This window comes from Rathayibacter sp. AY1A2, from assembly GCF_002930935.1.
Classification (GTDB): domain Bacteria; phylum Actinomycetota; class Actinomycetes; order Actinomycetales; family Microbacteriaceae; genus Rathayibacter.
In genome coordinates this window covers 85,646-111,888 of the sequence record NZ_PSTP01000001.1, presented here as the reverse complement: position 1 = coordinate 111,888, position 26,243 = coordinate 85,646, and the positions used below count along the sequence as shown (strand labels likewise).

Here is a 26,243-nt window from a genome sequence, read left to right as displayed (position 1 = left end):
TTCGTCGGTGGCGGCGCATGCCACGACGGGTGCGTCCCGCCCCTCGTCCTCCGGCGACACGACGGTCCTCGATCCGTCCCGCCGTGCCTGGCTGCCGGGCCTGGCCCCCGGCCGGCACCGGCGTCCCGCCCCCGGCGCTCCGATGGCGCCGCCCTCGCAGGGGCTCGTGCGCCTCAGCTTCGCGACCGGGCAGCACGCGATCGTGACCGGCAACGGCCTGATCGGACGCCAGCCGCTCCCGGACCCCAACGAGACGTTCCGGCACATCCTCGCGATCCCGGATCCGTCGCGATCCCTCTCCAAGACCCACCTCGAGTTCGGCTTCGACGAGGGCGGGCTCTGGGTCAGGGACCGCTGGTCGGCCAACGGGTCCGTGCTGGTCGCGCCGACCCAGGCGCCACTCCCGCTCGAGGCCGGCCGCCGCTACCGCGCGAAGCTCGGCAGCCGGATCCTGCTCTCCTCCGTCGAGATGGCGGTCGAGCGCGTCGACGGGTCCGCCGGCGGCTCGGGACGCCCGCCCCTCACCCGCTGACGGCACGGCCTCCGGGGACCGAATCGGCGGTTGACACGGCCTCCGGGTGCGGAATTCGTGACGATCATGTTTCCGGATGAGCGTTCTCCTCCGTTCGCCGTGACAGGCAGATGAGCGCTGTGCCAGTATTTCCCCACGTTCGGCCCCCGAGGCACGAGCCCCGACGCAGTCAGGAGCCCCCGCCATGACCCGTCCCCTCCCGAGGGATCCCGTCCTCCGCCGGGCGGTCGCCGCGGCACGCTCGCACGAGCGCGAGCGCCGGGCGGTCCTCTCGCGTCGGGCGGTCCTCGGCGGGATCGGCCTCGGAGCGGGTGCCCTCGCCCTGGCCGCCTGCGCCCCGCAGACCCGTGCCGCTCCGACCGCCGCCGCCGACGGATCGGCCGGCGACCCGCACCTGGTGTGGGACAACTGGCCCGCCTACATGGACGAGGACGACGACGGGAACCACCCCACGCTCCAGGGCTTCGAGGAGCAGACGGGCATCGCGGTGACCTACAACGTCGCCGTCGACGACAACAACTCGTACTACGGCAAGGTGAAGGACCAGCTCGCGCTCGGGCAGTACATCGGCGCCGACACGGTCTGCCTGACGGAGTGGATGGTCTCGCGCCTGGTCCGCCGCGGCTACGTGCAGGAGCTCGACCACGCGAACATCCCGAACATCGCCAACCTCACCCCCTCGCTGGCGAACCCCGACTTCGATCCGGGCCGCAGGCTCTCCCTCCCGTACCAGGCGGGGTTCTCGGGCATCTGCTGGAACAGGGAGAAGCTGCCGAAGGGCCTCTCGAGCATCGAGGATCTGTGGGATCCGTCGCTCCGCGGCCGCGTCGGCGTGCTGAGCGAGATGCGCGACACGATCGGGCTCATCATGCTCGCTCAGGGGACGGACATCGCCGGCTCCTGGGGCGACGACGAGTACATGAACGCGATCGACGTCTTCCGCGAGCAGGTCGACGCCGGACAGATCCGCAACATCAAGGGGAACGCGTACCTCAACGACCTGCAGAACGAGGACACCCTCGCGGCGATCTGCTGGTCCGGCGACATCACCCTGATCAACGCCGAGGCCGGCGACAAGTGGGAGTTCGCCTTCCCCGACTCGGGCGGCGCACTCTGGAACGACACCTTCGTGGTCCCGATGGGCTCCGAGCGCAAGGCCAACGCCGAAGCCCTGATGAACTACTACTACGAGCCCGAGGTCGCCGCCGAGGTGGCCGCCTGGGTCAACTACATCACCCCCGTGGATGGAGCGAAGGACGTCATGGAGAGCATCGATCCGGAGCTGGCCGAGAACCAGCTGATCTTCCCCGACGAGGACACGCTCGCGCAGGCGCACGTGTTCCGGACCCTGACCGCCGCGGAGGAGAAGGAGTACCAGGCCGAGTTCCAGAAGGTGCTCCTGGGCATCTGATGGCGATCGGGACCTTCGCCGAGAGCGGCGCCGACCTCCAGCTGGTCGGGATCAGCAAGCAGTACCCGGGCTTCACGGCCATCGACTCCCTGGACCTCACCATCCCGGCGGGCTCCTTCTTCGCCCTGCTGGGCCCCTCGGGCTGCGGCAAGACGACGACGCTGCGCCTGGTCGCCGGGCTCGAGGAGCCCTCCGCCGGCCGGATCCTCATCGGCGGGCGGGACGTCACCGAGACGAAGACGTACCAGCGGCCCGTCAACACCGTGTTCCAGTCGTACGCGCTGTTCCCGCACATGTCGATCCTCGAGAACGTCGCCTTCGGCCTGAAGCGGCGGAGGATCGCCGACCCCGTCGGCAAGGCGCACGAGGCGCTCCGCCTGGTCGAGCTCGACCACCTCGCCCAGCGCCGACCCGCGCAGCTCTCCGGTGGTCAGCAGCAGCGGGTCGCCCTCGCGCGCGCCCTCGTCAACCGGCCCGCCCTGCTCCTGCTCGACGAGCCGCTCGGCGCCCTCGACCTCAAGCTCCGCCGGCAGATGCAGCTGGAGCTCAAGTCGATCCAGGAGGAGGTGGGCCTCACCTTCCTCCACGTCACGCACGACCAGGAGGAGGCCATGACGATGGCCGACACCGTCGCGGTGATGAACAAGGGCAGGATCGAGCAGATGGGCGCGCCGGAGGAGCTCTACGAGCTCCCGCGCACCGCGTTCGTCGCGAACTTCCTCGGCCAGTCCAACCTCTTCACGGGCGAGGTGGTCGGCAGCACCGACCGCGCACTCACCGTCGACGCGGGCGGGCACCGGATCGTCGTGCCCGTCGCCCGCTGCGCCCGCACGAGCGGGGAGATCACGGTCGGCGTCCGCCCCGAGAAGCTCCTGCTGCTGACGCAGGAGCCTTCGGCGGACTCCGGCCGGAACGTGCTCGGGCCCGGCCGCGTGGTCGACGTCTCCTTCAGCGGGGTCAGCACCCAGTACACGATCCGGATGCCGGGCCTGGGCCCGGTGGTCGTCTTCGCGCAGAACATGGTCTTCGGGCCGGTCGTGGGCGAGGGAGCGGAGGTGTGGGTCGGCTTCAGCACCGAGCACGGCTTCGGACTCGCGGACGAACCGGGCTCGGTCCCACGCTTCGAGGCGGACGACTCCACCAGCGCCATCGCCGTGCAGCGCCGGGGGCTCCTGGCCGGTCGCAGCGGGGGAGCGTAGGCATGGCCTTCGCCGCCTTCGCCACGGGGCAGGCGGATCCTCAGGACGCTCCGGTCCGCCGGCGGTCGACGATCGCGCTGGTCCTGCTGCTGCCGGGCATCGCCTACATGCTGCTGTTCTTCCTGGCGCCGCTGATCTCGCTCGTGCTCACGTCCTTCCAGGCCGAGGTGCCGGACGGGGACATCGGCGAGTACGCCCCCGGGTTCGCCTGGCAGAACTACCTCGTGGTGATGGGCGACTACTGGCCGCACGTGCTCCGCTCCTTCGGCTACGCGCTGATCGCGACGGTGCTCGCGCTGGTGATCAGCTACCCGCTGGCCTACTTCATCGGAGTGAAAGCGCGGCCCTGGCCGCTGCTGCAGAACCTGCTCCTCACGCTGGTGATCGCGCCCTTCTTCATCAGCTTCCTGCTCCGGACGCTGGCGTGGAAGCAGATCCTCGCGGACGAGAGCCCGCTCGTGCAGGCGCTCAAGGCCGTGGCGGTCCTGCCGAGCGACGGCCACCTCACGGGGACGCCGATCGCCGTGATCTTCGGCATCACCTACAACTTCATCCCGTTCATGACGCTGCCGCTGTACACGACGCTCGAGCGCCTCGACGTGCGCTTCCTGGAGGCCGGGTCGGATCTCTACGCGCACCCCGCCTCCGTGTTCTGGAGCGTGACCGTCCCCCTGTCGATGCCGGGCATCGTCTCGGGCACGCTGCTGACGTTCATCCCCGCGGCGGGCGACTACATCAACGCGAGCCGGGACTTCCTCGGCTCGTCGCAGACCTCGATGGTGGGCAACGCGATCGAGGCGAACTTCCTCACGCTCGAGAACTACCCGGCGGCCGCCGCGCTCTCGATCGTGCTGATGGCCGTGATCCTGGTCATCGTCGGCTTCTACGTGAAGCGCAGTGGAACGGAGGACCTCCTGTGACCGCGACGGCCGACCGTCCGCTCGCGAGCGCCCAGGAGGCGCTCGGCGCGCCGCCCCCCGCCCCGATCCGGGGCCGCCGCCGCTTCCGGGGCCTCGGGCTCGGCGTCTACACGGCGCTGGCGCTGCTCTTCCTGCTCATCCCTATCGGGTACACCTTCGTCTTCTCCTTCAACGACTCGGGGAAGAGCAACCTCGCCTGGCGCGGTTTCACCCTCGACAAGTGGGTGTCGGCCTGGACCAGTGAAGAGGTGATGACCGCCTTCGGGAACAGCCTGCTGGTCGGTGTGATCGCCACCGTGCTGGCCACTGCGCTCGGCACCATGATCGCCATCGCGCTCGTGCGGTTCCGCTTCCGGGTCCGGTCGGCGATCAGCCTGCTGCTGTTCCTCCCCATGGCGACTCCGGAGGTGGTGCTCGGAGCCGGCCTCGCCGCGCAGTTCCTCAGCGTGGGCGCCGAGAAGGGACTGGTCACGATCGTGCTGGCGCACACGATGTTCTGCATCAGCTTCGTCGTGGTCACCGTGAAGGCGCGGGTGGCGAGCCTGGATCCGAAGCTGGAAGAGGCGGGACGCGACCTCTACGCGTCGCCGAACCAGGTCTTCTGGCGGATCACCTTCCCGCTGCTGCTGCCCGGCATCCTCGCCGCGGCGCTGCTCTCGTTCGCGCTGAGCTTCGACGACTTCATCATCACGAACTTCAACTCCGGATCGGTCACCACGTTCCCGAAGTACATCTACATCGCGGCGGCGCGCGGCATCCCGGCGGAGGCGAACGTCATCGCGTCGGCGGTGTTCGTCCTGGCGATCCTCGTGGTGGTGATCACGCAGGTCTCCGCGGCGGCCCGGGCGAAGCGCCTCACGCGCGAGCAGTAGCTCAGGGTGTGCCGGGAGGTGCGGTCAGACGTAGGAGGCACGGATCGCGCCGACCGGGCGCCCGCCGCCCGACACGACCGGGTTCAGCCGCACCAGCACGTCGTTCGCCGCGGTCCGGTCCACCGCGTCCGCCTCGACCAGGAGCTTCAGCGCGACCACGGTCGCGGCGCGGAGGCTCCCGTCGAGGATCTTCAGGGCGACGGTGGTGCCGTCGGGCGAGGCCATCACGAGCACGCCCTCGGCGCCGAGCTTGGCGACCAGGCCCAGGCGCTCGATCACGACGGTGTTGTCCCGGCCCGGGCCGTCGATCGCCCACGCGTTCTCGAGGATCGCGGCCGTGAGGACGCCGGCCTGGCGGTAGAGGCCGAACGGTGAGGCGGGGGAGGAGGACACGATCCGCGAGACGCCCTTCGCCAGCGCGGTCAGAGGAAGGGCGTGCACGGGAGCTCCGCAGCCGTCGATCCCCGAGGCCACGACGCGCTCGCCGGTGAGGCGCTCGATCGTGTCGACGATGTGCTGCTGCAGCGGGTGCGTCCGCTCGAGGTAGTCCTCGGTGCTCCAGCCGTTCTGCACGCAGGCCAGCAGCATCGCCGCGTGCTTGCCCGAGCAGTTCATGTAGAGCGGGTCCGGAGTCGCGCCCGCCCGCAGCAGCTGAGCGCGGGTCCCGGAGTCGCCGGGCCAGTCGGCCGGGCACTGCAGGGCGGTGTGGTCCAGGCCGGCGCGGAAGAGCAGGTTCTGCACCAGCGCCACGTGCTGGGGGATGCCGGCGTGGCTCGCGGTGGCGATGACCGCCTCCGCGCCGTTCAGCTCGACTCCGGCGGTCATCACCGCGAGGGCCTGGAACGGCTTGAGGCAGGAGCGGGGGAAGACGGGAGCCGTCGGGGTGCCGAGGCTGCGGGCGACGCGGCCCTCGGAGTCGAGGAGGACGGCGGAGCCGGCGTGGCGCGACTCGACGAACCCGGATCGCTCGACGACGGCCAGCTCGACGGACTCGGCGACGGTGAAGGTTCCTGCTGGCATCCCCCCATCCTGCCCGATGCGCCGACCGGTCCCGCGCTCTCGGAGACGCCGAAGGCCACCGGGGAGCGCCTCGGCGCCCGCGGTGGCCTTCGGAGGATCGCGCCTAGAGGGTGGCGAACGCGTCGGCGATGACCGACACGGCGTCGTCGAGCAGCTCGTCGGTGAGGGCGAGGCTCGGCAGGAAGCGGACCACGTTGCCGTAGGTGCCGGCGCTCAGCACGAGGACCCCGTGCTGGGCGGCGTAGTCGATGATCGCCTGGACCGCGACGGCGTTCGGCTCCTTCGTGGTGCCGGCGGTGCCGGGCTGCACGAGCTCCATCGCCATCATCGCGCCGATGCCGCGGACGTCGCCGATGATGTCGTAGCGCTCCTGCAGGCCTCGCAGCGCCGCGCCCAGGCGTGCGCCGATCCGGTCGGCCTCGGCGAGGAGGCCCTCGCGCTCGATGCGCTCGAAGACCGCGACGGCGGCGGCGGCGGCGACGGGGTTCCCGCCGAAGGTGCCGCCCAGTCCGCCGGCCTGCGCCGAGTCCATGATCTCGGCGCGGCCCGTCACGCCCGCGAGCGGCAGGCCGCCGGCGATGCCCTTGGCCGAGAGGACGAGGTCGGGGACGAGGCCGAGGTGCTCGCTGGCGAACCAGGCGCCGGTGCGGGCCATGCCCGACTGGATCTCGTCGGCGACGAAGACGATGCCGTTGGCCGTGCACCACTCCTGCAGTGCCGGGAGGAAGCCGTCGGCGGGGACCATGAAGCCGCCCTCGCCCTGGATGGGCTCGGCGACGAGGCAGGCCAGGGCGGACGCGCCGACGGTCTTCTCGAGGTACGAGATCGCGCGCTGGGCGGCCTCGGCTCCCGACAGGCCGTCGTGGTACGGGTACGAGCTCGGCGCACGGTGGACGTCGCTGGCGAAGGGTCCGAAGCCCAGGCCGTAGGGCAGCGCCTTGAAGTTCATGGCCATCGTGAGGTTCGTGCGTCCGTGGTACGCGTGGTCGAGCACCGCGACGCCGGGGCGGCCGGTGTGCTTGCGCGCGATCTTGACGGCGTTCTCGACCGCCTCGGCACCGGAGTTGACCAGGACGGTCTTCTTGGCGAAGTCGCCGGGGGTGTGCTGGGCCAGCAGCTCCGCGACGCGGATGTAGGGCTCGTACGGAGTGACGGTGAAGAGGGTGTGCGTGAGGCGCGCGAGCTGCTCCGCGGCGGCCGCGACGACGGAGTCGTCGGTGTGCCCGATCGTCGTCACGCCGATGCCGGCGCCGAGGTCGATGAAGCTGTTGCCGTCGACGTCGACCAGGATCGCGCCGTGCGCGCGGTCGATGTAGACGGGGAGCGCGGTGCCGACGCCGGTGGGCACGACGGCGAGGCGGCGCTCGTGCAGGGCCCGGGATCGCGGCCCGGGGATCTCGGTCGCGACGCGCCGCTCCTGGGGGACTGCGGACGTGGGAACCTGGGGGGCGAGCGTGTCTGTCATGGTCCTCGGAGTCTACCCGCGGGGGTTCCGCGTCCAGAGGTCCAGACCGGCGCGACCGGCCTGATCCACCGCCGTCGAGGAGGAGCCCGATGAAGTCCGAGCACGAGTACGCGGTGTCCGTCGTCTGGGAGGGCGACCGGGGCACCGGCACGAGCGGCTACCGCGAGTACGGGCGCCAGCTGACCGTCACGGCGGAGGGCCCGGCGCCCATCCTCGCCTCGGCCGACACGCCCTTCCGGGGCGACGCCGACCGCTGGAACCCGGAGCAGCTGCTCCTCGCGGCGCTCGCGCAGTGCCACCTCCTCTCCTACCTGCACGTGGCGGTCAAGAACGGAGTCGTCGTCACCGGCTACACGGACGACGCGGTGGGCTCGATGCTGCAGGAGGGGGAGAGCGGCCGCTTCACCTCGGTGACCCTCCGGCCCCGCGTCACTGTCGCCGAGGAGTCGATGGTGGAGATCGCCCAGACGCTGCACGCCGAGGCCTCCCGGCTCTGCTTCATCGCCAACTCGGTGAACTTCCCCGTCTCCCACGAGCCGGAGGCGTCCGCGCGCTGAGGCTCAGCGGCGCTCGTGCGGGAGCGCCCGGCGGATGCGCTCGACCGTGGTCGTCGGCGGCGACTCGTTGTACGCACCGGCGAGCTCCTGCCCGGAGAGCGCGTGGACGGCCGCCATCACCTCGTCGGTGGCGTGGCGTCGGGCGCGGCCGGAGTCGGCGGAGCCGTGCCGCGAGAGGTCCAGCGGAGCCCCGAAGCGGACCGTGATCCGGTGCAGGCGCGGCACCCTCGTGCCCACCGGCTGGAGCTCCTGCGTGCCGATCATGCCGACGGGGACCACCGGCGCGCCCGTGGTGAGGGCGAGCCACGCCACTCCGGTGCGGCCCTTGTAGAGGCGCCCGTCGCGGGAGCGGGTGCCCTCGGGGTAGACGGCGAACGCCTCGTCCCGCTCGAGGATCGCCCGGCCGAGGTCCAGCGCCTCCTGAGCGGCCTGGCCGGCGCCGCGCTCGACCGCGACGGCTCCGACGCTCGTGAAGAAGGCGCGCGAGAGGGCGCCCCGCACGCCGGTCCCCGTGAAGTAGTCCGACTTGGCCAGGAACTGCACCGGCCGCGGGGCGAGCAGCGTCAGCACCGGGGAGTCGATGAACGAGAGGTGGTTGGCCGCCAGGATCACGCGTCCCTCGGCCGGGACGTTGTCGCGCCCCTCCACGATCGGCCGGTAGACCAGCCGGCCGACGCCGCCGATGGACAGGCGCGCCAGACGCGCGGAGAGGCCGATCCCCGGGGGAGTCGGCCTCTCGTGGTCGTCGTCGATCCGCATTCCGACGAAGCTACCGGGGCGTCCATGCCGCTCCGGTCATGCGGCGGATCAGCCGAACTGGGCGAGCGCCTCCTCGATGACCGTCGCGGCGTCGTCGATGAGCTCCTCGCTGATGACCACGCTCGGCATGATCCGCAGCACGCTGTCCCAGCTGCCCGCGTCGAGGACGATCACGCCGTTCGTGGTGGCGTGCTTCAGGATCGCTGTGAGCGCCTCCGGGTACTGCTTCTTCGTGCCCGGGTGGACGAGCTCGACGCCCCACATGGCGCCCTTGCCGCGGACCTCGCCCACGACCGCGAAGCGCTCGGCCCAGTCGCCGATCCGCGCCTGCAGTAGGCGCTCGACCCGCTGCGCCTCCTCCAGCAGGCCCTCGGACTCGATCGCCTCGAACGTCGCGAGCGCCGCGGCGGTGGAGACGGGGTTGCCGCCGAACGTGCCGCCGATGCCGCCGGGCTGCACGGCGTCCATGATCTCGGCGCGGCCGGTGACGGCGGCGAGCGGGAAGCCGCCGGCGATGCCCTTGGCCGTCGTGATGAGGTCCGGGACCACGCCGTGGTGCTCGATGGAGTACCAGGTGCCGGTGCGGGCGATGCCGGCCTGGATCTCGTCCGCGACGAAGACGATGCCGTTCTCGGTGCAGAACTCGGACAGGCGGCGGAAGTAGCCCGGCGCCGGGATGATGATGCCGCCGTCGCCCTGGATCGGCTCGACGAAGAGCGCGGCCAGCTCCTGCGCGCCGATGTGGGTGGTGATGTGGTCGATGGTGCGCTCGGCCGCCTCCTCGCCCGTCATGCCCTCGGGGTCGCGGAACGGGTAGCTGATCGGGAGGCTGTAGATCTCTCCCGGGAAGGGGCCCATGCCCGCGCGCTCCGGCCAGGGGCGGTAGGTCATCGCCATCGTGAGGTTGGTGCGGCCGTGGAAGGCGTGGTCGAGCGTCGCGATGGCGCGGCGGCCGGTGAACTTCCGCGCGATCTTGACGGCGTTCTCGACCGCCTCCGCGCCGGAGTTCACCAGGATCGAGTGCTTCTCGAAGTCCCCGGGGGTGATCTCGGCGAGCTTCTCGGCGACCCGGACGTAGTTCTCGTACGGAGTGACGGTGAAGAGGGTGTGCGTCAGCTTCTCGGCCTGCGCGGCGGCCGCCGCGGCGACCGCGGGGTGCGCGTGGCCGATGGTGGTCACTCCGATGCCGCAGCCGAGGTCGATCAGGCGGTTGCCGTCGACGTCGACCAGGACCGCGCCCGACGCGTGGTCCATGTAGATGTTCGCGAGCGTCCCGGCGCCGCGGGAGACGCTGGCGATGCGGCGCTCCTGGAGGGCGACGGAGCGCGGGCCGGGGAGCTCGGTGACGAGCTCTCGGGACTGGGGGACCGAGAATTCACGCATGCCCCGATGGTAGGCCTGGGACCGTTCGAGGACCCGCACCCAGCGCGTTGCGAGGCGCGCCGTGCAGGATGGAGGCGATCCCCGAACGTCCACCGGCCGCCGCCGGTCACGAAAGGTGCCCCTGTGCGCAGAACCATCGCGATCCTCGCCGTCCTCGGCGCCTCCCTGAGCCTGGCGGCCTGCACCCCCGGGGAGCCGGATGCAGCGCCGTCCGCCTCCGCCACCCCGCTCGGCTGCGCGACCGAGGGCGAGGCGACCGCCGCGGTGCAGACCAGCGGCGACTTCGCCACCAAGCCGGTCACCGTGTTCCCCAGCCCGGTCAGCGTGGACGCCACCGAGCGCTCCGTCGCGATCGAGGGCACCGGCGAGGAGGTCGCCGAGGGCGACACCGTGCTGGTCGACTACACGCTCTACAACGGGACGAGCGGTGCCGAGTTCTCGGCGAGCAGCTACGCGTCCGGTGGCCGCGCGGCCTTCGAGGTCGACACCGACCAGTACCTCGCCGGCCTCGTGAAGGCCGTCAACTGCGCGACCGTCGGCTCGCGCGTCGTCGCAGTCGTTCCCCCGGCCGACGCGTTCGGCGACGCCGGGCAGAGCCAGTTCGGCATCGCCGCGACCGACTCGATCGTCATGGTGATCGACGTCGAGCAGATCGTGCCGACCGCCGCCGACGGCGAGCCGCAGCCCCCGGTCGACGGCCTGCCGACGGTGGCGCTCGCCGAGGACGGGGCGCCCACCGTCACCATCCCCTCGACCGACCCGCCCGCCGACCTGCAGCTCGCCGTCCTCAAGAAGGGGAGCGGCGCGACCGTGGCCGACGGCGACCAGCTGATCGTGCAGTACCAGGGCGTGGTCTGGGGCACCGGCGAGGTGTTCGACCAGAGCTGGGGGAAGCCGGCTCCCGCCGCCTTCGGCACCGGCGACGTGATCGAGGGCTTCAAGGAGGCCGTGGTCGGCCAGACCGTCGGCTCGCAGGTGCTCGTCACCATCCCGCCGTCGAAGGGCTACGGCGACCAGGGCAACCAGAACGCGGGGATCAGCGGGACCGACACCCTCGTCTTCGTGGTCGACATCCTCGCCATCAGCTGACCGGGAGGCGCTGGGCGCTCCGTGCCAGGATGGGCGGATGCGCAGGGTCATCATCCTCGGCTCGACCGGGTCCATCGGCACGCAGGCTCTCGACGTCATCGGCGCGAACCGCGAGCGGTTCGAGGTCGTCGGCCTCGCCGCCGGCTCGAACCGGGCGGTGGTCGCCGAGCAGGCGTCCGCGTTCGGCGTCGAGCACACGGCGTTCGGCGCGGAGGAGGCCGAGCAGCTGATCCGCTCGGTCGACGCGGACGTCGTGCTGAACGGGATCACCGGCTCGGTGGGGCTCGGCCCGACGCTCGCGGCGCTCGAGGAGGGCAGGACGCTCGCCCTCGCCAACAAGGAGTCGCTGATCGTCGGCGGCGAGCTCGTCACCTCGCTCGCCGGTCCCGGCCAGATCGTGCCGGTCGACTCCGAGCACTCCGCGATCGCCCAGGCCCTCCTCGCGGGCGAGCACCGCGAGGTCCGCCGCCTCGTGCTGACCGCGTCCGGCGGGCCGTTCCGGGGACGCGACCGCGCCTCCCTCCGCGACGTCACCCCGGCGCAGGCGCTCGCGCACCCGACCTGGGACATGGGCCTGGTCGTCACGACCAACTCCTCCACCCTGGTCAACAAGGGGCTCGAGGTGATCGAGGCGCACCTGCTCTTCGACGTCCCCTACGACCGGATCGACGTCACCGTGCACCCGCAGTCGGTGATCCACTCGATGGTCGAGTACATCGACGGCTCGACGATCGCCCAGGCCTCGCCGCCGGACATGCGGCTCCCGATCTCGCTCGGCCTCGACTGGCCGCACCGCGTCGCCGGGGTCGGCGTCCCGCTCGACTGGACCCGCTCCCACTCCTGGACGTTCGAGCCGCTGGACGAGGAGGCGTTCCCCTCGGTCCGGCTCGCGAAGCGCGTCGGGGAGGCGGGCGCCTCCTACCCGGCCGTGTTCAACGCGGCGAACGAGCAGGCCGTGCAGGCGTTCCACGCGGGGCGGATCGGCTACCTCGACATCCTCGAGACGGTGGAGGCGGTGGTCGATGCGCACAGCGTCGACGGCTCGCTGACCCGCGAGTCGCTGGCCGCGGCGGAGGAGTGGGCGCGCCGCACGGCGGACGAGCGGATCGCCGGAGTCTGACCAGGGGTCATCCGGACGGGCTCCGTCTCCGCGGATCCGTGTCGGCGGACGTCGCGCCGCTGATCCTCTCGGCCGCGGAGTTCATCGGATCCGTGCAGGCGCACCCCAGCGTGGACGGGCGGGCCCGGCCTACAGTGTGTCGGTGGAATCCGTGCTGCTCTTCGTCCTCGGCGTCGTCATCATCGCCGTCGGCGTCGCCCTCTCCATCGCCCTGCACGAGGTCGGGCACCTGCTCCCCGCCAAGCTGTTCGGGGTCAAGGTCACGCAGTACATGATCGGGTTCGGGCCGACCCTCTTCTCCCGGCGACGCGGCGAGACGGAGTACGGCGTCAAGGCGATCCCGCTCGGCGGCTACATCGCCATGATCGGCATGTACCCGCCGAAGCACCCGGGGGACCGGCCCACGGAGTCGAGCACAGGCTTCTTCAACGGCCTGGCGTCCTCCGAGGCCCAGCTCGAGGAGCCCCGGCGCGGCGCCTACGCCACGATGATCGACGAGGCCCGTGCCGCCAGCGCCGAGACGATCGGCGACGGCGAGGACCATCGCGCGTTCTACCGGCTCCCCGTGTGGAAGCGCGTGATCGTCATGGCCGGCGGCCCCTTCATGAACCTCGTGATCGCCACGGTCCTCTTCACCGTCCTCCTCTGCGGCATCGGGATCCCGCAGAGCACCAGCACCCTCGCCGCGGTCTCGCAGTGCGTGGTCCCGGAGTCGCAGCGCGCGACCGCGACCTGCACCGCCGACGACCCGCTGGCACCCGGAGCCGCGGCCGGCCTGCTGCCGGGCGACACGATCACGGCGATCGACGGCACTCCGGTGAGCACCTGGAACGACCTGACCCCGATCATCCAGCGCTCCGCGGGCGTCCCGCTCAGCGTGTCCGTCCAGCGCGACGGCGCGCCGCTGACCCTCACGATCACCCCCGCCGAGAACGAGGTCGCGGTGACCGACGCGAACGGCGCCCCCGTCACCGACGCCTCCGGTGCGATCGAGACGCAGACGGTCGGCTTCATCGGCATCTCGCCCACGTCGGCCCTCGCGCAGCAGCCGGTCACCGCGGTGCCCGAGACGGTCTGGTCGAACATCACCAGCGTCGCCCATGTGATCCTCAACCTGCCGCAGCGCCTCATCGACGTCGCCCAGGCGGCGTTCGGCTCGGAGGCACGCGACGCCAACGGCCCGATCAGCGTCGTCGGAGTCGGCCGGATCGCGGGCGAGATCGCCGCCTCCGACCAGCTCCCCGTCGTGTCGAAGGTGCAGACGATGGTCGGCGTCCTCGCCTCGCTCAACGTCGCCCTCCTCGTCTTCAACCTGGTGCCGCTGCTCCCCATGGACGGCGGCCACATCGCCGGCGCCCTCTGGGAGGGCCTGCGCCGCCGGATCGCCAAGCTCTTCGGACGCCGCGACCCCGGCCCCGTCGACATCGCCCGCCTGCTCCCGCTCACCTACGTCGTCGTCCTCGTCCTCGGCGGCATGAGCGCCCTCCTCATCTACGCCGACATCGTCAAGCCGATCACGCTGTTCTGAGTTGGATTCCACGCCGGTCCTCGCCCGGCGTGGCGCGGTCGGCTTCTCGGGGTGGGGGCGTGGGTGGAGCGGGGTGCGGACGGCTGGGGCGAATCGCTGGGACGCGATTCACCCGTTCGCCTCGGGGGTGGCAGGGCGGTCGCTGACCGGCGTGGCGCGGTCCGCTCTGTGAAGGGAGCGGGCTGGCAGCGTCTGCGGTGAATCGCTCGGACGGGATCGGCGGTTCGGCTCGGGGCGCGGCGACCGCGGATCGTCGTGCGGTCTCGGGCTGAGAGCAGGTGCGGTGGACGGGTTCCGAGGCGCGCAGGAGGGGCGGCGGCTGGGAAGGTGCGGCGAGCGGACGAGGGGTCCCGCGGCGCGCGTACGATGGGGCGCGTGCCAGCAGTGAATCTGGGTCTTCCCAAGGTCCCCATGACCCTCGCCCCCCGCCGCAAGTCCCGCCAGATCAAGGTGGGCAAGGTGCTCGTGGGCGGTGACGCGCAGGTCAGCGTCCAGTCGATGTGCACCACACCGACGACGAACATCAACGCGACCCTCCAGCAGATCGCCGAGCTCACCGCGTCCGGCTGCGACATCGTCCGCGTCGCGGTGCCGAGCCGCGACGACGCGGAGGCGCTGCCGATCATCGCCAAGAAGAGCCAGATCCCGGTCATCGCCGACATCCACTTCCAGCCCAACTACGTCTACGCCGCGATCGACGCCGGCTGCGCCGCGGTCCGCGTGAACCCCGGCAACATCCGCAAGTTCGACGACCAGGTCGGCAAGATCGCCGCCGCCGCGAAGGCCGCCGGCGTCTCGATCCGCATCGGCGTCAACGCCGGCTCGCTCGAGCCGAGCATCCTGCAGAAGTACGGCAAGCCCACCCCCGAGGCCCTCGTCGAGAGCGCCGTCTGGGAGGCCAGCCTCTTCGAGGAGCACGACTTCCACGACTTCAAGATCTCGGTCAAGCACAACGACCCCGTCGTCATGGTGAAGGCCTACCGCCAGCTCGCCGAGCGCGGCGACTGGCCCCTCCACCTCGGCGTCACCGAGGCCGGCCCCGAGTTCCAGGGGACGATCAAGTCCGCCACCGCCTTCGGCATCCTCCTCGGCGAGGGCATCGGCGACACCATCCGCGTGTCCCTCTCGGCCCCGCCCGCGCAGGAGGTCAAGGTCGGCCTGCAGATCCTCCAGTCGCTGAACCTCCGCGAGCGCAAGCTCGAGATCGTCTCCTGCCCCAGCTGCGGCCGCGCGCAGGTCGACGTCTACACGCTCGCCAACGACGTCACCGCCGGCCTCGAGGGCATGAGCGTCCCGCTGCGCGTCGCCGTCATGGGCTGCGTCGTCAACGGACCCGGCGAGGCCCGCGAGGCCGACCTGGGCGTCGCCTCCGGCAACGGCAAGGGCCAGATCTTCGTCAAGGGCGAGGTCATCAAGACCGTCCCCGAGGCCGAGATCGTCCAGACCCTCATCGAGGAGGCCAACCGCCTGGCCGCCGAGATGCCGGCCGACGACACCTCGACCGGAGCCCCGGTCGTCACCGTCGGCGCGAACTGACGGCGCGGGGCGGATCGACGTGGTCCGCCCCGCACTGCGCCTCGCGCTCGTGGTCGTCGCCGCCGCGCTCCTCGCCTCCGGTGTCGCCGCGCTCCGCAGCGGCCCGTCCTCCGAGGCCGGCGAGTGCATCGACAGCCGCACCCCGCAGGACCCCTTCGGCTGCGACCGCTGGGTGCTGACCGCGGCAGAGGGGGAGACCCCGTACACGGCCTGGGTCGAGGACGCCCGCGTCCGCCTCCGCTCGGAGAGCGTCGGGGGTGCGCCGACCCTGGTCGTCGGCACGGGCTGCCTCGTGGTCAGCGCCGCCTACCGGATCGACGACGGCGTGCTGGTCCCCGGCGATGAGGTGACCGGATCCGACAGCTGCTCCGACACGCCGAGCCCCGAGGCCATCCGGCTCCGGGCGCTCCTCTCCGGCCCGATGACGATCGGCGGCACCCCCGACGACGTGCTGCTGGACGGCACGGGCGGAGCGGTCGTCTTCTCGCGGATCCCCGACTGAGGCTCCCGGCGCCCTCGCGAGCCGGGGGAGCGCAGCGGATAGGATCGTCCCTCGTGGTCACCCGTCTCTCGCATCTGTTCGTCCGCACGCTCCGGGAGGATCCCGCCGACGCCGAGGTCGCGGGCCACCGCCTCCTCGTCCGCGCGGGCTACATCCGCCGTCAGGCGCCCGGCGTCTTCGCCTGGCTGCCGCTGGGCCTGCGCGTCAAGCGCCGCATAGAGCGGATCATCCACGAGGAGATGGAGGCGGCCGGCGCCCAGGAGGTGCACTTCCCCGCGCTCCTGCCCCGCGAGCCCTACGAGCTCTCGGGCCGCTGGACCGAGTACGGCGACGGCGTGTTCCGCCTGAAGGACCGCAAGGACGCCGACTACATGCTGGCTCCCACGCACGAGGAGTTCTTCACGCTGCTCGTGAAGGACCTCTACTCCTCCTACAAGGACCTGCCCCTGTCGATCTACCAGATCCAGGACAAGTACCGGGACGAGGCGCGGCCCCGCGCGGGCCTCCTGCGCGGCCGCGAGTTCACGATGAAGGACGCGTACTCCTTCGACTACACCGACGCCGGCCTCGACGCGAGCTACCAGCGCCAGCGCGACGCCTACGAGCGGATCTTCGCCCGCCTGGGCCTGGAGTACGTGATCGTGCAGGCCGACGCCGGAGCGATGGGCGGCTCCCGGAGCGAGGAGTTCCTGCACCCCACCCCCGTCGGCGAGGACACCTTCGTCCGGTCGGCGGGAGGGTACGCGGCGAACGTCGAGGCGTACCGCACGCCCGTCCCCGCGGCGCTGCCCGTCGAGGGCCTGCCCGAGGCGCGCGTCTTCGACTCGCCCGACACCCCGACCATCCAGACCCTGGTCGACCTGGCGAACGCGACGCAGCCCCGCCCCGACGGCCGCGCCTGGACCGCCGCCGACACCCTGAAGAACGTCGTCCTCGCGCTCACCGCGCTCGACGGCACCCGCGAGCTCGTGATCGTCGGCCTGCCCGGCGACCGCGACGTCGACCTCAAGCGCGCCGAAGTGGCCTTCGCCCCGGCCGAGGTCGAGGCCGCCACCGCGGAGGACTTCGCGAAGCACCCCGGACTGGTCAAGGGCTACATCGGACCCTGGTCGGCCGAGGGAGCCGTCCTGGGCGAGGAGTCGGCGACCGGCGTCCGCTACCTGCTCGACCCGCGCGTGGTCGACGGCACCGCCTGGATCACCGGGGCCAACGTCTTCGGGCAGCACGTCCTCGACCTGGTCGCCGGCCGCGACTTCCACGGCGACGCCACCGTCGAGGTCGCGGACGTCCGCACCGGCGACGAGGCGCCCGACGGCTCGGGCCCGATCGAGACCGCCCGCGGCATGGAGATCGGCCACGTCTTCCAGCTCGGCCGCAAGTACGCCGACGTCCTCGGGCTGAAGGTGCTCGACGAGAACGGGAAGCTCGTCACCGTCACGATGGGCTCCTACGGCATCGGCGTGACCCGCATCCTCGCCATCATCGCCGAGGCCACCCACGACGACCGAGGACTGCTCTGGCCCGCGAACGTCGCGCCGTTCGACGTGCACGTCATCGCGACCGGCAAGGACGCGGCGGCTCTCGAGCTCGCCGAGTCGATCGGCGCCTCCCTCGAGGCCGCCGGCCACGACGTGCTGATCGACGACCGCCCGAAGGTCTCGCCCGGCGTCAAGTTCGGCGACGCCGAGCTGATCGGGGTGCCCGTGATCGTCATCGCGGGCCGAGGAGCGGCCGACGGGATCGTCGAGCTGTGGGACCGCCGGTCCGGCGAGCGCGAGCAGCTCCCGGTCGCCGAGGCGCTCGCCAGGCTGGGCGCCTAGTCCCGACACGCCGAGGGCCCCGCCGCCGCTTCCCGCGGCAGGCGGGGTCCTCCGTGCGTCGGCGGGATCCGCGGGTGGAACCCCGGGCCGCGTCGGGTACCCTTGAGCGCTGATCCGGGTGAGAGCCCGGCAGGCGAACGACCGCGGTCACCACCGCGGCATCCAAGTGAATAGAGAGAAAGGCCCGCCCGTGGACATCGACCTGAGCGTTCTGCGACTCATGGAGCGCGAGCGCGAGATCCCCTTCGAGGAACTCGTGCAGATCATCGAGCAGGCGATCCTGACCGCCTACCTCAAGCACATCGGCCAGGCCGACGACGCCGACAAGGCCACCGCCGTCGACGCGCGAGTGCACCTCGACCGCAAGACCGGTCACGTCTCGGTCTTCGTGCCCGAGCTCGACGAGGAGGGCGCCGTCGTGGGCGAGGCCGAGGACTCCCCGCGCGACTTCGGCCGCATCGCCGCCTTCGCCGCGAAGCAGGTCATCAACCAGCGCCTGCGCGACATCGCCGACGAGCACGTGCTCGGCGAGTTCAAGGGCCGCGAGGGCGACATCGTCGCCGGCGTCATCCAGCAGGGCCCCAACCCGCGGATGATCCACGTCGACCTCGGCTCCATCGAGGCGATCCTCTCGCCCGAGGAGCAGGTGCCCGGCGAGGACTACAGCCACGGACGCCGCATCCGCGTCTACGTCACGAGCGTCGGCCGCGGACCCAAGGGCCCGTCGGTCCAGGTGTCCCGCACCCACCCGTCGCTGGTGCGCAAGCTGTTCGCCCTCGAGGTCCCCGAGATCGCGTCCGGCGTGGTGGAGATCGTCTCCCTCGCCCGCGAGGCGGGCCACCGCACCAAGATCGCGGTGCGCGCGACCGAGCCCGGCGTGAACGCCAAGGGCGCCTGCATCGGCGAGCTCGGCCAGCGCGTGCGCGCGGTGACCGCCGAGCTCAACAACGAGAAGATCGACATCGTCGACTACTCCTCCGACCTGCCGACCTTCGTCGCCAGCGCGCTCTCGCCCGCCAAGGTGACCAGCGCGTTCGTGATCGACCAGAGCCTCAAGGCCGTCCGGGCGCTCGTCCCCGACTACCAGCTCTCGCTCGCCATCGGCAAGGAGGGCCAGAACGCCCGCCTCGCCGCCAAGCTGACCGGCGCGAAGATCGACATCCAGCCCGATTCGGTGATGGACGGGGAGTGATCCCCGAGCATCGGCCGTGCGGGGGAGCGGTCCCGGAGGGGAGGGAGTAGAGTGGAAGCCGTCAGAACGTGCGTCGGCTGCCGTCTGCGCGCCCCCCGGGCCTCTCTTCTGAGGCTGGTCCTCCACTCGAACGTCCTCGCGGTAGACCCGCGTGCCGTCCGTCCTGGTCGGGGAGCGTGGCTCCACGACACAGCCGACTGCTACGAGCTCGCGGTCAAGCGCCGCGCGTTCGGAAGAGCGTTCCGGACACGCGAGAGCGTGGACGCGAGCGAGCTGGAGCAGTACATCGCACGATCCGACCGGCTCGGCTCCTCGACCGGAGGGGCCGGAGCAGCGCACGATCACACCATAGAGAACAGGCAGAACGGCCCGTGAACTGATCATGAGCGAAGACTGATGAGCGGCTCGAAATGAGACCCGTCCGTTCGTGACGCCTGCCCCCGTCTTGGGTGCAGGCCCAAGACAGGAGAGAAGTGGCAAAACCACGCGTACACGAGATCGCATCCGAACTGGGTGTCGATAGCAAGGTCGCACTTGCGAAGTTGAAGGAGCTCGGCGAGTTCGTCAAGGGGCCGTCCTCGAGCATCGAACCCCCGGTGGCGCGCAAGCTCCGCCAGGCCCTCCAGGGCCAGGGCGGTTCCTCCGCGGGAGCGTCGGCGACCCCGGCCGCCCCCGCCGCCGGCGCCCGTCCCGGGGCCCCGCGCCCCTCCGGCGCGCGTCCGTCCGCGCCCACGCCCGGACCGGCCAAGCCGCCCGCTCCGGCGCCGGCACCGCCGATGTCGGTCGCGGAGCGCCAGGCCCAGGCTCAGGCCGCCCAGGAGGCCGCGGCCGCTCAGCGCGCCCAGGCAGCCAAGGACGCGCCCGCCGAGGCCGCCGCTCCGGCTCCGACCGAGGCCCCCGCGGCTCCGGCCGCCGCCGAGAAGCCGGCGTCCGGCGCGACCCCCGGCGGACCCAAGCCCGTGACCCCGCGTCCGGCTCCCGCCGCGAACACCCCGCGCCCCGGCGGCGCCTCGGGCGGCTCCAACCGCCCCGGCGGCACCCCGCGCCCGGGCAACAACCCGTTCGCCAGCAACCAGGGCATGGGACAGCGTCCCGCCGCCCCGCGCCCCGGCAACAACCCCTTCGCCAGCTCGCAGGGCATGGGATCGCGTCCGACCCCGGGCAACATCCCCCGCCCGGCTGCTCCGCGCCCCGGCGCGCCCCGACCCGGCGGACCCGGCATGGGCCAGCGCCCCGCCGGCTTCGGCCAGCGTCCCGGCGGACCCGGCGGCGGAGCAGGACGTCCCGGCGGTGCCGGTCGTCCGGCCGGCGGCGGCTTCCAGCGCCCCGGCGGCGCTCCCGGTGCCGGTGGCGGCTTCGCCCCGCGTCCCGGTGGCGGCGGCGGTCGCGGTCGCGGCCCCGGCGGTGGAACCGCAGGAGCCTTCGGTCGCGGCGGCGGCAAGAGCAAGGCCCGGAAGTCCAAGCGCACGAAGCGTCAGGAGTTCGAGCTCAGGGAGGCCCCGTCGCTCGGCGGCGTCAGCGTCCCCCGCGGCGACGGCAGGACGGTCATCCGTCTGCGCCGCGGCGCGTCGATCTCGGACTTCGCCGACAAGATCGAGGCCATGACCGGCGTGCCGGTGCCCCCCGGCAACCTGGTCACCGTCCTCTTCGCCCTCGGCGAGATGGCGACGGCCACCGAGTCGCTCGACGAGGCCACCTTCGAGGTGCTCGGCTCCGAGCTCGGCTTCAAGATCCAGGTCGTCTCGCCCGAGGACGAGGACAAGGAGCTCCTCGAGGGCTTCGGTCTCGACCTCGAGCAGGAGCTCGACGACGAGACGGACGAGGACCTCGAGATCCGTCCCCCCGTCGTCACCGTCATGGGTCACGTCGACCACGGAAAGACGCGCCTGCTCGACGCGATCCGCAACGCCAACGTCGTCGCCGGCGAGGCGGGCGGCATCACGCAGCACATCGGTGCGTACCAGGTCGTCGCGGAGCACGAGGGCATCGAGCGCCCGATCACCTTCATCGACACCCCGGGTCACGAGGCGTTCACCGCCATGCGAGCCCGCGGTGCCCAGGTCACGGACATCGCGATCCTCGTGGTCGCGGCGGACGACGGCATCATGCCGCAGACCATCGAGGCGCTGAACCACGCCCAGGCGGCCAACGTGCCGATCGTGGTCGCGGTGAACAAGGTGGACAAGCCCGACGCCAACCCGGCCAAGGTGCGCCAGCAGCTCACCGAGTTCGGGCTCGTCGCCGAGGAGTACGGCGGAGACGTCATGTTCGTCGACGTGTCGGCTCGCGCGGGCACCGGCATCCAGGACCTCCTGGACGCCGTGCTGCTCACCGCGGACGCCGGTCTCGACCTGCGCGCCAACCCCAACAAGGAGGCGCGCGGAGTCGCGATCGAGGCGAAGCTCGACAAGGGACGCGGTGCGGTCGCGACCGTGCTCATCCAGTCGGGAACGCTGCGCGTCGGAGACGCGATCGTCGCCGGAACGGCCTACGGCCGCGTCCGTGCGATGGCGGACGAGAACGGCAACGCCGTCCTCGAAGCCGTGCCGTCGCGTCCGGTGCAGGTGCAGGGACTCTCGTCCGTGCCCCGCGCCGGCGACACCTTCCTCGTCACCGAGGAGGACCGCACGGCCCGTCAGATCGCCGAGAAGCGCGAAGCCGCTCAGCGCAACGCCCTGCTGGCCAAGGCCCGCAAGCGCATCTCGCTCGAGGACTTCACCCGTGCTCTCGAGGAGGGCAAGGTCGAGTCGCTCAACCTCATCATCAAGGGCGACGTGTCCGGTGCCGTCGAGGCGCTGGAGGAGTCGCTCGTCAAGATCGAGGTCGACGACTCGGTGCAGCTGCGCATCATCCACCGCGGTGTCGGTGCGATCACGGAGTCGGACGTCAACCTCGCGACGATCGACAACGCGATCATCGTGGGCTTCAACGTCCGCCCCGACCCGAAGGCCCGCGAGCGCGCTGCTCGAGAAGGAGTGGACATCCGCTTCTACTCGGTCATCTACAACGCGATCGAAGAGGTCGAGAACTCGCTCACGGGCATGCTCAAGCCCGAGTTCGAGGAGGTCCAGTCCGGTGTCGCCGAGATCCGCGAGGTGTTCCGCTCCTCCAAGTTCGGCAACATCGCGGGTGTCATCGTCCGCTCCGGCACGATCACCCGCAACTCGAAGGCGCGCGTCATCCGTGACGGCGTCGTGGTCGGGGACAACCTGGCCATCGAGTCGCTGCGTCGCTTCAAGGACGACGTCACGGAGGTCCGTACGGACTACGAGGCCGGTATCGGACTCGGAAAGTACAACGACATCCAGATCGGCGACGAGATCGAGACGATCGAGATGAAGGAGAAGCCGCGAGGCTGATCCGCTCCACTGGAAGGCCCGGGTCCGCCCGGGCCTTCCGGCGTCTCACGGCGCTGTTCGTGCGGGATCGGGAGGGGACTCTCGTCCTCTCGCGCCCTGCGGGAGGAATCGGGGGCCGCCCGTGTCCCGGAGGTGCGCACCCTCCAGCGGGCGCTTCCGCACCCCCGGGTGCGGGAGACCGACCCCGATCAGGCGCTCCTGTCTCGGCGGGTGCGCCCGCTGAACGAGCAGCTCGCGAGCAGCGCGCCTGCGGGCGACGTCCGGCTCCCGATCCAGCACCTGAGCCTTCCCTCCCCATCCGGTCCCCGAGGATCAGGGAGCCGCGAGAAGGCACCCCACCCGCGCCGTCGCAGACGCGCGGTCGAGGGGCATCACGCCCCAGAAGCAAGGCCCCCTCGGACGCGACCGGTCGTCCGGGCGGAGAGTGGTTGAATGGCGAGCTGAACGGTTCGCCGAGAGAGATGTGAGGACCAGCCATGGCAGATCCGGCCCGGGCGAGGAAGCTCGCCGAACGTATCCAGGTGATCGTCGCGAAGCGGCTCGAGCGCGGTCTCCGCGACCCGCGCCTCGGCTTCGTCACCATCACCGATGTCCAGGTGACCGGCGACCTGCAGCACGCCTCGGTGTTCTACACGGTCTACGGCACCGATGAGGAGCGCGCCGATTCGGCCGCGGCCCTCAAGGCCGCCACCGGAATGCTCCGCACCGAGGTGGGCAGGAACATCACGTCGCGGCTCACGCCGTCGCTCGAGTTCATCCTCGACGCGGTGCCCGAGAACGCGAAGCACATCGAGGACCTGCTCGCCGCCGCGCGCAGCCAGGACTCGCAGGTGCAGTCGCTCGCCGCTCAGGCGGACTACGCCGGCGAGGCCGACCCCTATGTGAAGCCCCGCGAGGACGACGAGGACTAGGCGCCGAGCCCGAACACCGCGGAGCCCGTGGCGACGTCGACCGATTCCAGGACGACGACGACACGGGCTCCCGGCGTGAGCGGGGCCGGGACGTCGACGGTGATCTCCGGGTCGAGCAGCTGGACCGAGGAGCGGGTGCGCGCCGAGGAGACGACGATCCCGCTGAAGGAGGCTCCTTCGCGGCCTCGGAGGACGGCGGCCTCGACGATCGCGGTCGCCGCACGGGAGGCGGCTCCGGCCCGACGGTCGCTCGCGGCGAGGAGCGGCGGGAGCAGGGGCAGCGCCTCGCGCAGCTGCGACGGGATCGTTCCGCCGCGGGACACCGCGAGGCAGACGGCGAGGCCGAACCGGTCGACCAGGCGCCGCAGCGGCGCGGTGACGTGCGCGTACGGCGCGGCGAGAGCCGCCTGCTCGGGATGCTCCGGCGGGGCGCCGTCGAAGGCGGTGTAGCCGGCGCCGCGGAACAGGCTCGCCGCGGCGTACATGATGGCGAGCTGGGCGGGGTCGGCGGTGTCGAGGCGGCGCAGGTAGGCGCCGTAGGCCTCCTCCTCGGGCCACGGGACGCCGAGCGCCGCGGCTCGGGAGCGGAAGGCCGCGACGGTGGCGGGGTCGGCCTCGGGCATGGTCCGGAGGATGCCCACCCCCGCGTCGAGCATCATCGTCGCCGCCGCCATACCGGTCAGCAGCGAGACCTGGGCGTTCCAGCCCTCGACGGCCAGGGGAGCGCGGCGCTCGACCCGGTAGCCGCCGTCGGCGGCGACGATCTCCTCCTCGGGCAGCGTCAGGCTCGCTCCTCCGCGCTCGGCCTCGCGCGCCAGGCGCTCGCGTCCGAACCAGGGGAGGAGGGCGAGGGAGGGGTGCGGATCGCCCGCGTCGACGCTGCGCTGCACGCCCTCGTAGTCGAGCCGGGCCACGCTGCGCACGAGCGCCCGCTCGAGGTGCACCGAGCGCGGCTCCGCCCGCTCGTCGAGGGTCAGCGTCCAGACCAGCGCTCGGCGCGTCTCGTCCGGCAGGAGCGACGCGGTCCCCTCGGAGAGGACCGCGGGGTGCAGCGGGACGCGGCCGTCCGGGAGGTAGTAGGTCTGGCCGCGGCGGCGCGTCTCGGCGTCGAGCGCTCCGCCGGTGCGGACGACCGCGGGCACGTCCGCGATGGCGTAGCGGAGGACGACGCCCTCCGACGTGCGCTCCAGGTGGAGGGCCTGGTCCAGGTCGAGCGAGCCGGGCGGGTCGATCGTCACGAAGGGGAGGTCCGTCCGGTCGACGCGGTCCTCGTCGTCCGCTCCGGCGTCCGCGTGCTCGGCCTCGGCCAGCGCGGCCGGCGGGAACGGGCCGGGCAGGTCGTTCTCGACGCGGACCGCGGCGAGGGCGCGCTGGACGTCCTGGGCGAGGTCGACGTCGAGGGTGCGCTCGACGGCGGCGTCGGGGCGGGGGAGGCGGAGGCGGCGACCGGTCACGGCGCCGACCCTACCCGCCTCCTCCGACGCGGACGGCGGTCGACGGGCCCTCAGGAGCCGGGGAGGAGGTAGCCGTCCTCCGGGCCGCCCGTCGCCAGGCCGTCGGCGAGGAGCCCGGCCAGGGCGCGACCGCGCTGGTCGGCGTCCGGCCAGAGAGACTCCACCTCGGCCGCGGTGACCGGGCCGTGCGCGGCGCGCAGCTCGGCGAGGATGAGGCCGCGGACCTGGCGGTCCGAGCCCTCGAACCGCTTCTGCTTCGCCTTCACGGGCCCGGTGTGCTCGGGGTACCCCTCCGCCCGCCAGCGGCAGAGGTCGCGGATCGGGCACTCGTCGCAGCGCGGAGCGCGGGCGGTGCAGACGATCGCCCCCAGCTCCATCGCGCCCGCGTTGAAGGCCGCCGCCTCGGAGAGCGACTCGGGCAGCAGCGCCGACATCGCGGCGAGGTCGGCCCTCGCGCGGGGCGGGCCGGGCTCCGCCGCTCCGTCGACCGCGCGCGCGAGGACCCGGCGGACGTTGGTGTCGACCACGGGGTGCCGCCTCCCGTAGGCGAACACGGCGATGGCGCGGGCGGTGTAGTCGCCGATGCCGGGCAGCGCGAGGAGGGTCTCGACGTCGTCGGGGACCACGTCGCCGTGCTCCTCGGCGATCGCCACGGCGCAGGCGTGCAGTCGCAGGGCCCGCCGCGGGTAGCCCAGGGACTGCCAGGCGCGCACCGCCTCGCCGGGCGGGACGGCGGCGAGTGCGGAGGGTGTCGGCCAGCGCTCCAGCCACTCCGCCAGACGCGGGACGACGCGGACCACCGGGGTCTGCTGCAGCATGAACTCGCTGACGAGCGTGCCCCAGGCGGGGAAGTTCTCGCGGCGCCACGGCAGGTCGCGGGCGCTCGTGCGGAACCAGGCGGTGATCGCGTCGGCGAGAGGGTCGGAGGGCATCAGCCCACACTAGGCGGCGGCGCGTATCGTGGGCGGATGACCAGGTGGGCTCCGCAGAAGGCCGATGTGCTCGACGCTCTCGCGGCGGAGGTGCTGCACAACTACGGGCGCGGACGGGTCAAGGTCGGGATCGACGGCGACGACCCCGCGGTGAGCGCGGCGTTCGCGCTCGACCTCGCGGAGGCGCTCCGCCGGGCCGGCAAGGACGCGATCGTCGCGCACCTCGCCGACTTCCGACGTCCCCGCGCCGATCGGGACGACCCCGCCGTGCCCGACGAGCAGCGCTCCTACGCGGCCGGGTACGACTACGAGCTCCTGCGCCGCGTGCTGCTCGATCCGTTCACCCTCGGCGGCAGCACCGGGTTCGTGCTCGCGGGCTTCGACGCGGTGCGCGACGAGGCGCGGCAGGCGCGCTGGCGGACCGCCGGCCGCGACGCGGTGCTGCTCGTCGACGGCGAGTTCGCCCTCCGGCCGGAGCTGCGCGGAGCGTGGAGCACCAGCATCCGCCTCGACACGCAGGAGCCGCCGGTGGACGCGGCGTACCGCGCCACGACGGACCCGCGCCGGCTGGCGGGGATCCTCGTCGACGTCCGCGATCCGGAGCAGCCCCGGCGCCTCTTCGCCGACTCCTGCTGAGCCTCGGGACGGAGGCCGCCGCCGCGGGCGGCGTCCGTCCGACAGG

Annotated in this window: 23 protein-coding genes; 17 read left to right on the top strand and 6 right to left on the bottom strand. The window is 72.2% G+C overall.

The genetic code is table 11. The features are described from left to right. Positions 1-7 precede the first annotated feature (7 nt). The 5 genes from C5B93_RS00505 (at position 8) to C5B93_RS00485 (ending at position 4,934) form a co-directional block, all read left to right on the top strand. Positions 8-532 carry a hypothetical protein gene (locus tag C5B93_RS00505; protein ID WP_104223034.1) on the top strand — a complete coding sequence of 175 codons (525 nt, stop codon included), beginning with the start codon at positions 8-10 and terminating at the stop codon, positions 530-532. 184 nt (positions 533-716) lie between these two features. Further along, the gene (locus tag C5B93_RS00500; protein ID WP_104291516.1) at positions 717-1,943 is read left to right on the top strand and encodes a PotD/PotF family extracellular solute-binding protein; all 1,227 of its coding nucleotides are present in this window, start codon (positions 717-719) and stop codon (positions 1,941-1,943) included. Continuing rightward, complete coding sequence (locus C5B93_RS00495) at positions 1,943-3,142, top strand: ABC transporter ATP-binding protein (RefSeq protein ID WP_104225585.1); 1,200 nt, start codon at positions 1,943-1,945, stop codon at positions 3,140-3,142. The genes C5B93_RS00500 and C5B93_RS00495 overlap by 1 nt, the downstream gene beginning before the upstream one ends. A gap of 2 nt (positions 3,143-3,144) precedes the next feature. Further along, entirely contained in the window at positions 3,145-4,062 is a 918-nt protein-coding gene (locus C5B93_RS00490; protein WP_104223037.1) for an ABC transporter permease, read from the top strand. Positions 4,063-4,127: 65 nt separating this feature from the next. Further along, positions 4,128-4,934: an ABC transporter permease gene (locus tag C5B93_RS00485; protein WP_181068297.1), complete on the top strand. Its 807-nt coding sequence runs from the start codon at positions 4,128-4,130 to the stop codon at positions 4,932-4,934. Positions 4,935-4,958: 24 nt separating this feature from the next. On the opposite strand, the gene C5B93_RS00480 is transcribed toward C5B93_RS00485, so the two are convergent. Beyond that, positions 4,959-5,954, bottom strand: a complete 996-nt coding sequence (locus C5B93_RS00480) for an asparaginase (protein ID WP_104223039.1) — start codon at positions 5,952-5,954, stop codon at positions 4,959-4,961. Positions 5,955-6,057: 103 nt separating this feature from the next. After that, complete coding sequence (gabT, locus tag C5B93_RS00475) at positions 6,058-7,419, bottom strand: 4-aminobutyrate--2-oxoglutarate transaminase (protein WP_104223040.1); 1,362 nt, start codon at positions 7,417-7,419, stop codon at positions 6,058-6,060. 89 nt (positions 7,420-7,508) lie between these two features. On the opposite strand from gabT, the gene C5B93_RS00470 reads away from it, so the two are divergent. Continuing rightward, complete coding sequence (locus tag C5B93_RS00470; RefSeq protein WP_104291514.1) at positions 7,509-7,976, top strand: OsmC family protein; 468 nt, start codon at positions 7,509-7,511, stop codon at positions 7,974-7,976. A 3-nt stretch (positions 7,977-7,979) separates the two neighbouring features. Here C5B93_RS00470 and C5B93_RS00465 read toward each other — a convergent pair whose 3' ends face one another. After that, positions 7,980-8,735: a 1-acyl-sn-glycerol-3-phosphate acyltransferase gene (locus C5B93_RS00465; RefSeq protein WP_104223042.1), complete on the bottom strand. Its 756-nt coding sequence runs from the start codon at positions 8,733-8,735 to the stop codon at positions 7,980-7,982. Between the two features lie 48 nt (positions 8,736-8,783). Beyond that, positions 8,784-10,118, bottom strand: coding sequence for an aminotransferase class III-fold pyridoxal phosphate-dependent enzyme (locus tag C5B93_RS00460; protein ID WP_104291513.1), 1,335 nt, complete (start codon positions 10,116-10,118; stop codon positions 8,784-8,786). A gap of 123 nt (positions 10,119-10,241) precedes the next feature. Here C5B93_RS00460 and C5B93_RS00455 point away from each other — a divergent pair, with 123 nt between their 5' ends. From C5B93_RS00455 to rbfA, 10 genes are all read left to right on the top strand, one after another. Then, complete coding sequence (locus C5B93_RS00455) at positions 10,242-11,207, top strand: FKBP-type peptidyl-prolyl cis-trans isomerase (RefSeq protein WP_181068285.1); 966 nt, start codon at positions 10,242-10,244, stop codon at positions 11,205-11,207. A 37-nt stretch (positions 11,208-11,244) separates the two neighbouring features. Continuing rightward, the gene (locus C5B93_RS00450) at positions 11,245-12,327 is read left to right on the top strand and encodes a 1-deoxy-D-xylulose-5-phosphate reductoisomerase (RefSeq protein WP_104291511.1); all 1,083 of its coding nucleotides are present in this window, start codon (positions 11,245-11,247) and stop codon (positions 12,325-12,327) included. A 142-nt stretch (positions 12,328-12,469) separates the two neighbouring features. Then, complete coding sequence (locus C5B93_RS00445) at positions 12,470-13,855, top strand: RIP metalloprotease (protein WP_258062217.1); 1,386 nt, start codon at positions 12,470-12,472, stop codon at positions 13,853-13,855. A gap of 375 nt (positions 13,856-14,230) precedes the next feature. Then, positions 14,231-15,391 carry a flavodoxin-dependent (E)-4-hydroxy-3-methylbut-2-enyl-diphosphate synthase gene (gene ispG, locus C5B93_RS00440; RefSeq protein ID WP_173244694.1) on the top strand — a complete coding sequence of 387 codons (1,161 nt, stop codon included), beginning with the start codon at positions 14,231-14,233 and terminating at the stop codon, positions 15,389-15,391. 19 nt (positions 15,392-15,410) lie between these two features. Continuing rightward, on the top strand, positions 15,411-15,893 hold the full coding sequence (locus C5B93_RS00435) for a hypothetical protein (protein ID WP_104246574.1): 483 nt from the start codon (positions 15,411-15,413) through the stop codon (positions 15,891-15,893). 53 nt (positions 15,894-15,946) lie between these two features. Further along, on the top strand, positions 15,947-17,713 hold the full coding sequence (locus C5B93_RS00430; protein WP_104291510.1) for a proline--tRNA ligase: 1,767 nt from the start codon (positions 15,947-15,949) through the stop codon (positions 17,711-17,713). A gap of 190 nt (positions 17,714-17,903) precedes the next feature. After that, on the top strand, positions 17,904-18,905 hold the full coding sequence (gene nusA, locus C5B93_RS00425; RefSeq protein WP_104225180.1) for a transcription termination factor NusA: 1,002 nt from the start codon (positions 17,904-17,906) through the stop codon (positions 18,903-18,905). A 51-nt stretch (positions 18,906-18,956) separates the two neighbouring features. Then, positions 18,957-19,280 (top strand): YlxR family protein, encoded by a 324-nt coding sequence (locus C5B93_RS00420; protein ID WP_104291509.1) that lies wholly within the window; start codon positions 18,957-18,959, stop codon positions 19,278-19,280. Positions 19,281-19,378: 98 nt separating this feature from the next. After that, entirely contained in the window at positions 19,379-22,264 is a 2,886-nt protein-coding gene (gene infB, locus C5B93_RS00415; RefSeq protein WP_104246572.1) for a translation initiation factor IF-2, read from the top strand. Positions 22,265-22,740: 476 nt separating this feature from the next. Then, positions 22,741-23,175, top strand: a complete 435-nt coding sequence (gene rbfA, locus C5B93_RS00410) for a 30S ribosome-binding factor RbfA (protein ID WP_104223052.1) — start codon at positions 22,741-22,743, stop codon at positions 23,173-23,175. Here the strand turns inward: rbfA and C5B93_RS00405 are convergent. Next, positions 23,172-24,629, bottom strand: coding sequence for a ribonuclease catalytic domain-containing protein (locus C5B93_RS00405; protein ID WP_104291508.1), 1,458 nt, complete (start codon positions 24,627-24,629; stop codon positions 23,172-23,174). The two genes, rbfA and C5B93_RS00405, sit on opposite strands and share 4 nt — an antisense overlap. Before the next feature lie 50 nt (positions 24,630-24,679). After that, on the bottom strand, positions 24,680-25,561 hold the full coding sequence (locus C5B93_RS00400; RefSeq protein ID WP_104223054.1) for an A/G-specific adenine glycosylase: 882 nt from the start codon (positions 25,559-25,561) through the stop codon (positions 24,680-24,682). Between the two features lie 36 nt (positions 25,562-25,597). Here C5B93_RS00400 and C5B93_RS00395 point away from each other — a divergent pair, with 36 nt between their 5' ends. Continuing rightward, on the top strand, positions 25,598-26,197 hold the full coding sequence (locus C5B93_RS00395) for a hypothetical protein (protein ID WP_146078397.1): 600 nt from the start codon (positions 25,598-25,600) through the stop codon (positions 26,195-26,197). Positions 26,198-26,243: the final 46 nt, after the last annotated feature.